11 protein-coding genes are annotated in these 14723 nt (G+C 51.6%); 8 read left to right on the forward strand and 3 right to left on the reverse strand.

Annotated features, from left to right (window positions below; genetic code table 11):
- Positions 1–10 precede the first annotated feature (10 nt).
- The 5 genes from OGW17_RS06460 (at position 11) to OGW17_RS06480 (ending at position 6716) form a co-directional block, all read left to right on the forward strand.
- On the forward strand, positions 11–706 hold the full coding sequence (locus OGW17_RS06460) for an alpha/beta fold hydrolase (protein WP_071258831.1): 696 nt from the start codon (positions 11–13) through the stop codon (positions 704–706).
- A gap of 455 nt (positions 707–1161) precedes the next feature.
- The gene (gene fdnG, locus OGW17_RS06465) at positions 1162–4212 is read left to right on the forward strand and encodes a formate dehydrogenase-N subunit alpha (RefSeq protein ID WP_072025323.1); all 3051 of its coding nucleotides are present in this window, start codon (positions 1162–1164) and stop codon (positions 4210–4212) included.
- Between the two features lie 11 nt (positions 4213–4223).
- Entirely contained in the window at positions 4224–5105 is an 882-nt protein-coding gene (gene fdxH / locus OGW17_RS06470; protein WP_047462820.1) for a formate dehydrogenase subunit beta, read from the forward strand.
- A complete protein-coding gene (fdnI, locus tag OGW17_RS06475) occupies positions 5098–5748 on the forward strand; it encodes a formate dehydrogenase-N subunit gamma (protein WP_058669333.1) in 651 nt (216 codons plus the stop codon). The genes fdxH and fdnI overlap by 8 nt, the downstream gene beginning before the upstream one ends.
- A gap of 569 nt (positions 5749–6317) precedes the next feature.
- A complete protein-coding gene (locus tag OGW17_RS06480; RefSeq protein WP_306685497.1) occupies positions 6318–6716 on the forward strand; it encodes a P-loop nucleotide/nucleoside kinase family protein in 399 nt (132 codons plus the stop codon).
- Between the two features lie 212 nt (positions 6717–6928).
- On the opposite strand, the gene OGW17_RS06485 is transcribed toward OGW17_RS06480, so the two are convergent.
- From OGW17_RS06485 to shiA, 3 genes are all read right to left on the reverse strand, one after another.
- Positions 6929–8707 carry an aminopeptidase P family protein gene (locus OGW17_RS06485; protein WP_071258828.1) on the reverse strand — a complete coding sequence of 593 codons (1779 nt, stop codon included), beginning with the start codon at positions 8705–8707 and terminating at the stop codon, positions 6929–6931.
- A gap of 15 nt (positions 8708–8722) precedes the next feature.
- Positions 8723–10177 carry an AMP nucleosidase gene (locus tag OGW17_RS06490; protein ID WP_071258825.1) on the reverse strand — a complete coding sequence of 485 codons (1455 nt, stop codon included), beginning with the start codon at positions 10175–10177 and terminating at the stop codon, positions 8723–8725.
- Between the two features lie 117 nt (positions 10178–10294).
- Entirely contained in the window at positions 10295–11611 is a 1317-nt protein-coding gene (gene shiA / locus OGW17_RS06495; protein ID WP_012131820.1) for a shikimate transporter, read from the reverse strand.
- A gap of 229 nt (positions 11612–11840) precedes the next feature.
- Between shiA and OGW17_RS06500 the strand changes: the two genes are divergently transcribed.
- Genes OGW17_RS06500 through OGW17_RS06510 form a run of 3 tightly spaced genes read left to right on the forward strand, consistent with a single transcriptional unit; the run spans position 11841 to position 14657 of the window.
- On the forward strand, positions 11841–12674 hold the full coding sequence (locus OGW17_RS06500) for an ABC transporter ATP-binding protein (protein ID WP_225622020.1): 834 nt from the start codon (positions 11841–11843) through the stop codon (positions 12672–12674).
- Positions 12675–12693: 19 nt separating this feature from the next.
- A complete protein-coding gene (locus tag OGW17_RS06505; RefSeq protein ID WP_024130219.1) occupies positions 12694–13650 on the forward strand; it encodes an ABC transporter substrate-binding protein in 957 nt (318 codons plus the stop codon).
- Positions 13647–14657, forward strand: coding sequence for a FecCD family ABC transporter permease (locus OGW17_RS06510; protein ID WP_071258819.1), 1011 nt, complete (start codon positions 13647–13649; stop codon positions 14655–14657). The genes OGW17_RS06505 and OGW17_RS06510 overlap by 4 nt, the downstream gene beginning before the upstream one ends.
- Positions 14658–14723 lie beyond the last annotated feature (66 nt).

Raw genomic sequence — 14723 nt, forward strand, 5'->3', positions numbered from 1 at the left:
AGCAAGTGCTATGAGTCTAACGCCACGAACGATCGTTTTAATTCCCGGGTATATGCTGAATGAAATGCTCTGGCGTGAATTTGAAACATACCTGCCAGCAAACTGTATTGTTCATCATGCTTCCGTAACCGGAGGACTAACCCTCCATGATATCGCGCAGCATATGAGTACCTGTCTGCCAGACAAATTTACGTTGATAGGTTTTTCACTGGGAGGGTACATTGCCCGGCAGTTTGCTGCAGATTTTTCGGATCGTGTGGAGTCCCTGGTACTGATTGCCAGTTCGTTACGGGAAGATACGCCATTAGAGGCGGAATCAAAGTGGCAAAGCGTGCAGTCATTGTCACCCGCAACGTTTAAGGGGCTGAGCAGCCATGCTATTGCCCGGTCACTGCACCCCCTAAACGCATCAGATCGGGATATGATTTCAACTATCCAGCAAATGGGACGTTGTCTCGGATTTGAAGCCTTCATTACGCAATCGACCTTAACCCGACAAGGTATTCCTTCAGCAACGATAGGTTGTCCCACACTGGTTATTGCCAGTGAAGATGACGCCATCCGTTCCATGCAGGAAGCAGAGGAGCTGGTCGATGCCATACCTGATGCATCGTTGAGAACCATCAAGGATTGCGGTCATATGATTCCGTTCGAACAGCCTGAGGCGTTGGCGTTAACCATTACTGAATGGATCTCAGTCAGGTAAATACTGCAGTGGGTAAGGTCCGCTATTGGCACATAGCAGCCTTCAGCTCCATTATAGGGTGCCAGGAGGCGGAGGTTCAAATCTTCTCGTGCCGACCAAAATTCCCCTTAAGAACCAGCCTGTTATGCTGGTTTTTTATGCGAGGTATTGTTGCGGTAAAACCGGGGGTATTATCCCGACGCGAATCGATGTCAGATCACCGGGCAATTATCATTACTCCTACGGTTGATGAAGTATGTCACGATGCCCAATAGTTCGACACCATCCAGCGCCAACCCTTCTAGCGCTTCTCCATCATCAGATATCAGTTCAACTCTTTACCTGGCAATCCCCCTCGAGATCAAAAAAACAATATTTCATCATGTCAATAACCACTAAAAGTTAATGGTTTATCATTCGATTTAACCTTACAATAACTGAACTTTTTCATGTCTTAAGTTTAAGCTGGAGAAAAAATGGAGCTCAGCCGGAGGCAGTTCTTTCGAATCTGCGCGGGTGGTATGGCAGGAACAACTGTTGCATCTCTCGGATTCTTATCATCTTTTTCCGTTCATGCGGAAACACGTCAGTACAAACTCTTAAAAGCAAAAGAGACTCGTAATAACTGTACTTATTGCTCAGTAGGTTGCGGCATGCTGATGTACAGTCTTGGCGATACAGCTAAAAACGTCAAAGAAAGCATCTACCACATTGAAGGTGATCCTGATCATCCGGTCAGCCGCGGTTCTTTGTGTCCGAAAGGTGCTGGCGTGTTGGATTATATTCACAGTGAAACACGCCTGCAGTATCCCGAATATCGCGCCCCTGGTTCTGATAAATGGGAACGTATCAGTTGGGATGATGCCATCAACCGTATCGCGCGGTTAATGAAGGATGATCGCGATGCTAATTTCATCGAGAAAAACGCGCAGGGTGTGACCGTCAATCGCTGGACGACCACAGGCATGCTGTGTTCTTCGGCAGCCAGCAATGAAACCGGTATCCTCGACGACAAATTTACCCGTAGCCTGGGGATGGTCGCCATCGACTGCCAGGCTCGTCTGTGCCATGGTCCAACCGTTTCTGCGCTGGCACCAACGTTTGGTCGTGGCGCAATGACCAACAACTGGGTGGATATTAAAAACGCCAACGTGGTGCTGATTATGGGCGGCAACGCGGCTGAAGCTCACCCGGTTGGTTTTAAATGGGTGGTTGAAGCACAGACCAAAAATGACGCCACCGTTGTGGTGGTCGACCCACGTTTTAACCGTAGCGCCGCTGTTGCCGATCTCTATGCACCGATCCGTGCGGGTTCGGATACCGCGTTCCTGCTGGGTGTCATTCGGTATCTGCTGAAACACAAGCGCGTACAGTACGAATACGTACTCCATTACACCAATGCTGCTCTACTGATCCGCGAAGACTATCAGTTCAATGACGGATTATTCAGCGGCTATGACCCTAAAAAACGGCAATATGATAAATCGAGTTGGTTCTATCAGCTTGATGAGCAGGAAAATGCCCTGCGTGATGAAACGCTGAGTCATCCCCGCTGTGTCTGGAATTTACTCAAAACTCATGTCGATCGTTACACCCCGGAAATGGTGAGTCGCCTGTGCGGAACATCGGTGGAGGACTTCAATCGTATTTGCGACATTCTCGCCAGCACCAGCGTACCTGACCGCACCGCGACTATTCTGTACGCGTTGGGCTGGACACACCATTCTGCCGGGGCGCAGATCATTCGTGCGGCCGGAATGCTGCAACTGCTGTTGGGCAATATTGGTATGGCTGGCGGTGGCGTAAACGCCCTGCGTGGCCACTCAAACATTCAGGGCTATACTGACCTTGGCCTGCTGTCGACCAACCTCCCCGGGTATATGCCGCTGCCTTCCGAAAAACAGCCGGACTATCAGACCTATATCTCGCAAATTACCCCACCTGCGTTGGGCGTAAATGAAGTGAACTACTGGCAGAATACGCCGAAGTTCTTTGTCAGCATGATGAAAAGCTTCTGGGGTGATCATGCAACTGCGGAAAATAGCTGGGGTTATGACTGGCTGCCTAAATGGGATCGTCTTTATGACGTGATGACTCAGGCCGAGCTGATGCTGGAAGGCAAAATAAACGGCTACATCGTTCAGGGTTTCAATCCACTGGCTGCATTTCCCGATAAAAACAAATCGTCCCGCGCACTTTCGAAGCTGAAGTATATGGTGGTTATCGATCCACTGGTTACCGAATCATCTAACTTCTGGCAGCACCACGGCGAAATGAACGAGGTTAAACCGGAAGATATCCAGACAGAAGTGTTCCGCCTGCCGTCATCCTGTTTTGCAGAAGAGAACGGTTCAATTGCTAACTCTGGACGATGGTTACAGTGGCATTGGGCAGCGGCCGAACCGCCGGGTGAGGCGTTGCATGATGGCAAAATTCTCGGCCGTCTGTTTATGCGTCTGCGTGAGCTATACCAACAGGAAGGCGGTGCGAATCCAGAACCTCTTATGAGCATTAACTGGAACTATAAAGACCCGTATGACCCACATCCGGAAGAAATTGCCCGCGAAGCCAACGGAATAGCGCTGGCAGACCTCTACGATGATAAAGGGCAATTGATCGCGAAGAAAGGTCAACAATTGAGCAGCTTTGCTCAGCTTCGTGATGATGGCTCGACCAGCAGCTTCTGTTGGGTCTACTGTGGAAGCTGGACCGAGCAAGGTAACCAAATGGCCAATCGCGATAACAGCGATCCGTATGGTCTGGGCTGTACGCCAGGTTGGGCATGGTCCTGGCCGGCAAATCGCCGAATTCTCTACAACCGCGCCTCAGCTGACCCTGCCGGCAAGCCATGGGATGTCAAACGGGCCCTTCTACACTGGGACGGTAATAAATGGACCGGAATGGATGTGGCGGACTACAGTCAGGCCGCTCCGGGCAGTAACGTTGGGCCCTTTATCATGAATCCGGAAGGTGTCGCACGTCTGTTTTCTCTCGACAAAATGAACGACGGGCCATTCCCGGAACATTACGAACCCATTGAATCACCTATTGGTACCAACCCGCTTCATCCGGATGTTGTTTCCAGTCCGGTTGCGCGCATCTACCCTGGAGATATCGCTAATATGGGCAAATCTGACATTTTCCCATACGTCGCGACCACTTACTCGATTACCGAGCTATTCCGTCACTGGACTAAACATGCTCTTCTGAACGCCATCGCCCAACCTGATCAGTTCGTCGAAATTGGCGAAGCGCTGGCGAGCAAGAAGGGGATTACGGCAGGCGACACAGTGAAGGTCATGTCCAAACGTGGTTTTATCAAAGCGAAAGCCGTTGTAACCAAACGCCTGCAAACGCTGACAATTGACGGCAGGCAGGTGGATACAATTGGGATCCCATGCCACTGGGGATTTGAAGGGGCTACACGCAAAGGGTTCCTCGCTAACACGCTGACGCCATCCGTCGGCGACGCCAACTCACAAACACCAGAATACAAAGCATTCCTGGTTAACATTGAGCGAGCGTAAGGGAGGATCTAATGGCTATGCAATCACAAGATATTATTAAACGCTCTGCAACCAACAATATTACTCCACCGCCGCATGCACGGGATTTTCGTGCCGAAGTGGCAAAACTCATTGATGTCACGACCTGTATTGGCTGCAAAGGCTGTCAGGTAGCCTGCTCCGAATGGAACGACATCCGCGATGACGTCGGATATTGCAACGGTGTATATGACAACCCTACAGATCTCAGTGCCAAATCCTGGACTGTGATGCGTTTTAGCGAAACCACCCAGAATGAGAAGCTGGAATGGTTGATCCGCAAAGATGGCTGCATGCACTGCGCGGATCCTGGCTGTCTTAAAGCATGTCCGTCTGCAGGAGCAATCATCCAGTACGCCAACGGTATCGTCGATTTCCAGTCTGAGCACTGTATCGGTTGTGGTTACTGTATTGCCGGTTGCCCGTTTAATGTCCCACGGCTGAACCCTGAAGATAATCGTGTCTATAAATGCACGCTCTGTGTGGACAGGATCAGCGTCGGCCAGGAACCAGCCTGTGTGAAAACCTGCCCGACAGGTGCCATCCAGTTTGGCACCAAGAAAGAGATGCTGAACGTAGCGGAAACCCGTGCAACACAACTAAAAAAACGCGGATACACCAACGCGGGTGTGTACAACCCGCAAGGTGTGGGCGGTACTCATGTGATGTATGTCTTGCACCATGCCGATCAGCCGGAACTTTACCATAACTTACCGAACGATCCGCATATTGCTACCCCGGTGAATCTATGGAAAGGGATCCTCAAACCGCTTTCCGCTGCTGGATTTATCGCTACCTTTGCTGGGCTGATTTACCACTATGTAGGGATTGGGCCCAACAAAGAGACAGATGATGAGGAAAACGCTCATGAGTAAAAGCAAAATGATCCTGAGAACGAAGTTCATTGATCGTGCCTGTCACTGGACAGTAGTAATCAGTTTCTTTCTGGTAGCGCTTTCTGGTATCGCTCTGTTCTTCCCTACTCTGCAATGGTTGACCGAAACCTTTGGTACACCGCAGATGGGAAGGATATTGCATCCCTTCTTTGGCGTGCTGATCTTCGTCGTACTGATGTTTATGTTCGTCCGTTTTGTCCATCACAATATCCCTGATAAACAAGATATTCCATGGATTAAAGGTATTGTCGAGGTACTGAAAGGAAATGAACATAAAGTCGCGGATGTCGGGAAATATAATGCCGGACAGAAAATGATGTTCTGGAGCATCATGAGCCTGATCTTTGTACTACTGGTGACGGGTGTCATTATCTGGCGACCTTACTTTACCCATTATTTTCCAATCGTCGTCGTTCGCTGGAGTTTATTGATTCACGCAACTGCGGCTATCGTGCTGATCCACGCTATTTTGATTCATATGTATATGGCGTTCTGGGTGAAAGGCTCCATCACCGGCATGATCGAAGGAAAAGTCAGTCGACGGTGGGCTAAGAAACATCATCCTCGCTGGTATCGTGATGTTGAAGCTGCTGAAAAAGAAGTACAAGAAAAGACCAAATAACATCCATGAATCTCAGGTTCTCGTATACGACAGAAAGGTAAAAATAAGCTCAACCCTGAACATAAAAATGTGATTAACACTGTAGCGTCAGTCATTACTCTGGCGCTATTTTTTCTCACTGGTTTTTCCCATTTTTTCTCAACGGTATGTGTCACTATCAACAGGAAGGGTAACTTCTTGAATAATAGCGGAGAGATAGGAATTTGAACCTCGGTAGAGTTGTACCTAACACGGTTTTCGATACCGAATTTATTGTCAACACGTTAACTTTCCGTGCTGGTGTATCCGCAATATTACACTTAGTATAAATCAACAAGTTACGCATTTATCCATACTTAATAAACCAAAATTTTCTGAGCTTAAACCTGTGCTTTATAGTTACAGTCGGGAGATATGTGCGGAAGATTTTCCCGATCAATCATGTCAGCTAAGAGCGAGGAGCGGATGCGCCTGGTATTAACATGAGCAGTAATACTCTTCACTTGTCATATCGCTGCGATGCGAAACCCCACAATCTAAGGCCTGCTGTGTTTTAATACTGCAGGGTTTCATCATTTAAAGGACACGTTATGCTAATCATCTTCAGTGGCTTGCCTGGCAGCGGGAAGAGCACGATCGCTCAGGCTTTGGCAAAGCAGTTAAGCGCATTTTACTTGCGAATTGACACGATTGAGCAAGCCATACTCAAAGCCGAAGAAGGTGACCGTGAAATGGGCCCTGCCGGTTATTTTGTTGCTTACTCACTCGCCAGGGAGAATCTGCTATTAGGAGCAACAGTAATCACTGACTCAGTCAACCTACTGGCGTTAATCCGTGATGCCTATCGAGAAATCGCTTTATCTGCAAGAACCGGCTTTTTAGAAATTGAGATTATATGCTCCGATAAGATAGAACATCGTAAACGAGTAGAAACCAGAGTGTCTGAAGTAGAGGGGTTAACCCTGCCTGGAAAGATGTCACTGATTTGACTTATGAACCATGGAACAGAGAACACCTCATTCTAGACTCGAGCAGATTATCCAGTGATGAATGTGTTTCGAGGATCATCGATGTTCTTTCCCATGACTCGGTCTTGAGAAATACTCCAGCGGGAACTTAGCAATGTCCGCTCCTGGCACAAACCCGACCCTCTACCCAAAAAGCCCACTTTTAGCGGGCTTTTGGTTTTCAGCATACAGGGTTAATTTGCGCGCACCCGTATGGGAGCGGTAGCGGCGAACAGCCACGGGCGGGCGTTGCTTTCTACGCGAGGGGATAATGTTTCTCTTACCTGCTGATGGTACTCATCAATCCACAGTTTTTCTGCCTCGCTAAGCAGATGCAATTCCACGAGACTTAAGTCGATCGGCACCTGCGTCAGTGTGGAGAATTTGCAGAAACCAGGACGGCTTTCGATAATTTCGACCTGATTTTCAATGCGGATACCGTATTGTCCGGCGAGGTAATAGCCCGGCTCTATCGTAATGATGTTGCCCGCCACCAGCGGCCAGGGGTTCACTTTTTTGGCGATACGGTGTGGCTGCTCATGAATCAATAGCTGATGGCCTACGCCGTGTCCCGCACCGTGATCGTAATCCAGACCAAGATCCCAAAGCGCCCGGCGGGTAAAGGCGTCAAGCTGGTGTCCCTGAGTTCCGCTGGGGAATTGCAGGGTAATCAGCGACAAAAAGCCCTTCAACACAGCGGTGTAGTGTAACCGACGCTGCGGCTCCTGCGGCCCAAATGCGAGGGTACGGGTCGTGTCTGTCGTACCATTCTGATATTGACCGCCCGAATCGTTCAGGTACATCTCCTGGGTTGTGACTGGCGCGTTTGTTTTCTCGCTTGAATGATAGTGGCACATGGCGGCATTGCCTGCCGATGCAGAAATGGTGTTAAAGCTCTGCTCAAGAAATCCCGGTTGTTGCTGGCGATAAGCCCGCTGTTTTTCCTGGGCTTCCAGCTCCGTTATTGGATTGCCTGCGGCTTCACGCAGCGGCACTTCGTGCGCCAGCCAGGCGAGGAAATTAACCCAGGCGGCGCCGTCCTGCTCATGGCATTCGCGGTATCCTGCCAGCTCGGTTTCGTTCTTGTGCGCTTTCATCAGCGTAATCGGATCTGCTGACCAGATGACGTCACCGCCATGCTGCTCAATAGCGAAGCGCAGGGCGACCGGGGCGAAATCTTTATCAACCAGGAAACGCTTTCCGGCCGCGCGTTGCTGACAGCGTGCAAGGAACTCACCCGGCGGGGAAATGGTCAGCGTGCTGAGCAAACTTGCAGGTAACTGCTGAGTTTTCTTTTCATCAACAAACCATTCCAGTTCGCCCGTGCGGTGCAATAACGCAAACGAGAAAGGAACAGGCACCATGTTGAGGTCGCTGCCGCGCACGTTCAGCATCCAGGCGATATTATCCGGCAGGGTGATCGGCAGGTAATCCGCCTGCTGTTTTGCCAGTTCGTCGAGAATGCGCGCGCGTTTCTGCGTGCTGCGTTCACCGCTGATTTCAACGGGCATTTCCCGGATGATGCCGCAGGGGGCGGCGGGGCGGTTTTGCCATACAACGTCGAACGGATCGCTGTCTAACGCCACCAGTTCGCAGTGGGTGGCTGAGAGTGTCTCAAACTGGCTGTTGACCATCAGCAGAGGTTCGAAGGCAATACGTGCGCCGGAGGCAACCTGTTCCTGCAAATACTCCGCAAGCGGCTCGTTATGCAGGTGATGAATTTCAAAATCATTACGATCGACTTCGGCGCGGGCCTGAACCTGGTAGCGGCCATCCACAAACAGCAATGCGCGGTCGCGAAGCACTAACGCCAGTCCGGCAGAACCGCTAAAGCCCGTTAACCAGGCCAGTTTATTATCGTGTGGCGTGCAGTCCTCGCTTTGATGAGCATCGGCGCGAGGAACGATCATGCCATCCAGCCCCTGTGCAATCAGGAGATTACGCAGGGCGGAAAGGGGAGTTGGGTTGCTCATAGACACCTTCATGCCTTAACGGAACGGCGGTTCGTTGAATGTGCGCAGTTTACGTGAGTGCAGGCGATCGCCTTCTGCGCGTAACAGATCAATGGCGCGAATGCCGATTTGCAGGTGCTCCGAAATCGCACCTTCATAAAAACGGTTAGCCTGGCCGGGAAGTTTAATCTCACCGTGCAACGGTTTGTCGGAAACGCACAATAGCGTGCCGTAAGGTACACGGAAGCGATAGCCCTGGGCGGCAATTGTGGCGCTTTCCATATCAATGGCGACGGCGCGGCTCAGGTTGAAACGCAATGCGGAGGCGGAGTAGCGTAACTCCCAGTTACGATCATCGGTGGTGACGACCGTACCGGTACGCAGCCGCTGCTTAACCTCTTCGCCAGGCATACCGCTCACCATTTTTGTGGCGTCATACAGTGCGCGCTGAACTTCTGCGATGCTGGGGATGGGAATATCGGGCGGCAGTACGGCATCGAGCACATGATCGTCACGTAAGTAGGCGTGCGCCAGCACATAGTCGCCAATCGCCTGGCTTTCACGCAGGCCGCCGCAGTGACCAATCATCAGCCAGACGTCCGGGCGCAGTACCGCCAGATGATCGCAAATAGTCTTGGCGTTTGACGGCCCGACGCCAATATTCACCAGCGTAATCCCCTGGCCGTCAGCCGTAATCAGGTGCCAGGCTGGCATCTGGTGTTTTTTCCACGCCAGATCGGAGATGGCTTCTTCGGGAGCCTCGGTTTCTGCGGTGATCCAGATCCCGCCAGCACAGGAAAGTGCGATATAGGGACTGTCCGGGTCCAGAATCTGGCTGCATCCCCAGCGCACAAATTCGTCTACATAGCGGGTGTAGTTGGTAAACAGAACAAAGGGCTGAAAATGTTCAACTGGCGTCCCCGTGTAGTGACGCAGTCGCGCCAGCGAGAAATCGACACGGCGCGCGTCGAAGTGAGAGAGCGGATAAAACTCACCGGGGTGGAACAAACCGTCTGCGGTCTCGTCGCCAATCTGCGCCAGTTCAGTGGTGGGGAAAAAGCGCGTCAATCCGGCGCTCATGGAGCGGTCAAGCGACAGCTCGGAACCGTCAATGACATAAGGATACGGAATTTCATGATGGGACGGTTCAACCGCAATATGCGCGTCATAATCCTGATACAGCAGCGTTAATTGCTCTTCAAGGTAAGGGCGAAACAGCGCAGGACGGGTGATGGTTGTGGTGTAGCAGCCAGCATGGGTAAAGCGGCCATAGGCGCGGGTCTTGGGGGGATTCGTCGCATTGCCGCTCCAGGAGACGGAAAGCGATGGGTAAACAAAAAGGCCATTATTTCGGGCTGTAATGTCTGGAAGCTCCCCGTTTTCAACATACTTACCAATTGCGTTACGCAGAGCCTGAACCGCTTGCTCGTAGAGTTCGTCCAGTTTATCCAGCGCCTGAGACGGGGTCAGGCCGGCACCCTTATTATTCATGTCTGTCTCCTTGTTCCACAGGTGTACTGCTCTCCCGATAGTATGTCACAGGAATGTGAAACAAAAGTCAGACGTTGCGTAAGAACAGACGGAGGCCAGACGGCCCCCGTACAGGGATTAGACGTGTGGTTTATTTTTCATCAACAGCGCCGTAACGGCAGAGATCAGGCAGCCTGCCAGCAGGTAAATGGCAACGCTGTGCCAGTTCCCATCGGAGAAGGTGACCAGTGCGGCGGCGATAAAGGGAGTGAACCCGCCGCCCACGACGCTGGCGACCTGGTAACCGACTCCGGCACCGCTGTAGCGATAACCTGCACCGAACATGCCGGTAAACATCGGCTGCTGTACGCAGACCACCATATCATGAGCAATATTGGCCAGCATGATGGAGAAGAACACAATCCAGAAGATTGACTGGGCTTCAAGCGCCATAAAAAACGGGAATGCGCTGAGCGTACCGATTAAGGCACCTGTAATATAGACACGCCGACGACCGAAGCGGTCCGCAAGCCAGGCAAAGCAGGGGATCGTCAGGCAGCTTAGTCCCCCCACCAGCAGACCGATATTCAGAAAAAGCTCACGCGGAAGCCCCAGATTTTGGGTGGAGTAGTTCAGGGCGAACGCGGTGACGATATACATCGTCAGCAGCTCGCACAGGCGCAGGCCGATGATTTTCAGAAATGCGCCAGGGTGACGGCTCAACGCCTCCATGACCGGCAAGCGTTTTTTCGCCGGTGGTGTTTCCTGTTTTTGCTGTTCAAATTCGGCGGACTCTTCCATGCCATTGCGCACCCATAAGGCGCCAAGCACCAGAATAATGCTAAACAAGAATGGGATGCGCCAGCCCCAACTCAGAAACTGTTCATCGGTCGTCAGCGTGCTGATCAGCGAGACCAGACCGGTCGAGAGCAGCAGCCCTACGCCATAACCCACCTGAACGCCGCTGCTGTAAAACGCTTTTTTGTTCTCCGGCGCGCTTTCAACCGACAGCAATGCCGCGCCACCCCATTCGCCACCGACGGCAAAACCCTGGACAGCCCGTAATATCACCAGTAGTACCGGCGCCCACCAGCCTATAGTGGCGAAAGAAGGGAGGATGCCAATCAGTGCGGTAGCGATACCCATCATCCATACGGTCAGCATCAGCATACGCTTGCGGCCCAGACGATCGCCGAAGTGGCCGAAGATCACACCCCCCAGCGGGCGAAACAGAAAGCCAACGCCGAAGGTGGCAAACGCCGCGAGTGTGCCCATCGCCGGGCTGATTTGCGGGAAGAATTCACGATTAAACACCAGGGCAGCGGTGATGCCATAGAGCAGAAAATCGTACCAGTCGACGACTGCGCCAGCGAAGCTTCCTAATGCGGCGCGGCGCGCGCGATTAAGCGAAGGCGTCTCATCCTGGGGACGCGTGGAGGTGAGGGTGGAATCCATAGTTATCCTGTCTGTGCTGTTTTTTTAGTTATTAGTATGGAGAAATGATTACTCATATTGCTGCCGACATATTAACGGCCTTTATGAGACTACCGCGACAGACGGAAAGAGAAAATGATTTTATCCGTCACGCGCAGACAAGATGAAAAATAGTACGGAGCCCCGGTTGAAATCGCCTTGTATCTCAGGGTTGTTAACGTTAATTGTTATGATATAACATATCCAATTAATGGTTCGATCATGGAAGAGGTTAAGTATTGTGCAATTCGTCGCATCCAGTGATAACCCGGCGAGTGCTCTAAGCGTCAATATTGCGTCGCTACAGCGACCCGGAGGCGGAGAACTGCTTTGTGCAATTCGCTTTGAGGTTGAGGAAGGGAAATGCCTGGCTGTTATTGGGCCTAACGGCAGCGGTAAAACGTCTTTACTGAGGGCAATAAGTCAGGAACTCCCCCTTCAGAAGGGCGATATTCAACTACTGGGCCGGTCTGTTTCGGCGCTGTCGCGGCAGCAGCGGGCAAAGCAGATCGCCGTTCTGGCGCAAAATGATACGCCCGATCTGAGGCTGGCTCTTGAGGATTATGTGGCGCTGGGGCGTATCCCGCACGCCCGGGATGCACTACGCGACAGGCATGATGCCATCGTGACGAAGGCCATTAAAGAGACGGGATTACTGGCGTTGCGAAAGCGGTCGCTGTCTGCGCTTTCTGGCGGAGAAAGGCAGCGGGCGGCGCTGGCGCGGGTGTTAGCTCAGATGCCGAGCCTGGTGCTGCTTGATGAGCCAACCAACCATCTGGATCCCTCCGGTCGGGTGGAACTGCTTTCGTTGGTGAAAAACAAGGGGATAACGGTGGTGGCGGTATTGCACGATCTGTCGCTGATTGAATCTTTTGCTGACCGCGTTCTTCTTCTGTCGCAGGGAAGAATGGTGCTCTGCGACACACCGGAGCGTGTGCTGGTGTCTGAAAACCTTTATCCCGTTTTTGGGTTGACCTGCTTTACCGTACCACACCCTGATACGGGGAAAGCGTTACGTATTTTTGAAGTTCCTGGCTATGCATAATAAATATCTGAGGATTGTGATGAAAAAATTGCTTGCAGGCATGGTTGCTATTTTGTCGGTATCGGCAGTAGAGGCTGCGGATTTTCCTGTCACCATAGAGAGTTGTGGAACACCCGTGACGTTCACGGAACCGCCAAAGCGAGCGATTATTAATGACCTTAATATGTCTGAAATGGCGTTCGCTCTGAATTTACAGGATCGTATCGTCGGTCTGACCGGTATCAGCGGGTGGTACAAAATGACGCCGGAATTTAAAAAAGCAATGGGGTCGATCCCTGAACTGGCACCAAAATATCCCTCTCTGGAAACATTGCTGGCGGTTAATCCAGATTTCTTTTTCGCAGGCTGGAATTATGGCATGAAAGTAGGGGGTGAAGTGACGCCTTCTTCACTCAATAAATATGGCATCAAGACTTTTGTTCTGAGCGAAAGTTGCGTCTTTACTGCCGCGCATAAGCGTAAAGCCAGTATGGATCTACTTTATAATGACGTACTGACGCTGGGGAAGATTTTTGGTAAGCAAGATGACGCTCGGGCGCTGGTTAATCGCTGGAAAAAGACGCTGGAGGCGCTGCCCAAACCGCCGAAAGGAACCCGACCATTAAGCGTGTTTGTTTATGATTCGGGAGAGGATAAACCTTTTACCAGCGGGAAATACGCGATGCCTGACGCCATTATTGAAGCGGCTGGTGGTAAAAATGCGATGGAGGCGCTGGATATCAGTTGGGGCACAACTTCCTGGGAAAGTGTGGCTGCCACTGAGCCGGACTTTATCATTCTGCTGGATTATCAAACGGGAAGTGGGGCTGATGAGCTTCGTCACTTCCTGGAAAATCACCCGTTGATGAAACTCACGCCAGCGGTGAAACACCAACGTTATCTGAAGCTGCAATATGCTGAACTGACGCCAGGCCCTGCGAATGTCAAAGCAGTAGAAAAACTGGCTCGGGCCATGTATCAGACGGCTGCACAATGAGTTTTACTTCGTACCGTTACCACTGGGCGATGTGGAGCGCGGTGGTGGTACTGGCAGGATTAATGTTACTCAGTATTGCCAAAGGCGCTGTTTCGTTATCGCTGTTGCAGGTGCTGGGAGCGATGGGGATTGCAGATGTGCCGGTATCGGATATGGTCAGCAGAATTGTGATTGACTTACGCGTGCCGAGGACGCTCCTCTCTGTACTTACAGGGGCAGGGCTGGCGATAGTGGGCGCGTTGTTGCAGACCACCACACGTAATGATCTTGCCGATCCATTTTTATTTGGGCTGTCATCGGGCGCATCGGCGGGCGCGGTGCTGGTCATTACCCGATTCGGCAATCAGCTTGGCACGCTGACGCTCCCCGTATCGGCATTTGTTGGTGGGATCTGCTCCGCTATGGCGGTGATGTTACTGTTCCACTTCAAAAAGCAACGCGGGGCTGAGCAGTTAATTATCAGTGGGCTTGCTATCTCCTTTCTGTTTGGCGCGTTAACCAGCTATTTCATTTTTTCTGGCGATCAACGTGCCGCCAGTTCCGTGCTGTTCTGGTCACTGGGCGGCCTGGGATTAGCCAGTTGGGGCAATCTGCCTTTCGCCTTACTGAGCCTGATATTACTGAGCGCTTTTATTCTGCTGCGATGGCGTGCGCTGGATGGCATGCTGGCTGGTGAGCAGACGGCGTTATCGCTGGGGATTAACGTCAGCCGCCTGCGGATGGAAATTTTCCTGTGCTGCGCGCTGGCGACCTCTTTCTTAGTGGCACTGACAGGAGTGATCGGCTTTGTTGGGCTGATGGTGCCACATCTGTGTCGGTACTTTTCTGGCGTTAAACATCTGCTTTTACTGCCTCTTTGTGGTGTCTGGGGGGCTGTGCTGTTGTGCGGCGGCGATATTGTCAGCCGAACGTTGCTGACTTCGCAGGAACTGCCTGTCGGCATTATTACGGCGGGTATTGGCGGTTTGTTTATTATTGTATTGCTCGCCAGAACGTCGTCAATATGACGGCCAGAAACGGTAAGCGGCTGGAACGTATACCTGATTGTGGTTGTTCGGAGTACAGAAAAGCAA

The sequence above is a fragment of the Citrobacter sp. CK181 genome (genome assembly GCF_030333595.1).
GTDB lineage: Bacteria > Pseudomonadota > Gammaproteobacteria > Enterobacterales > Enterobacteriaceae > Citrobacter_B > Citrobacter_B koseri.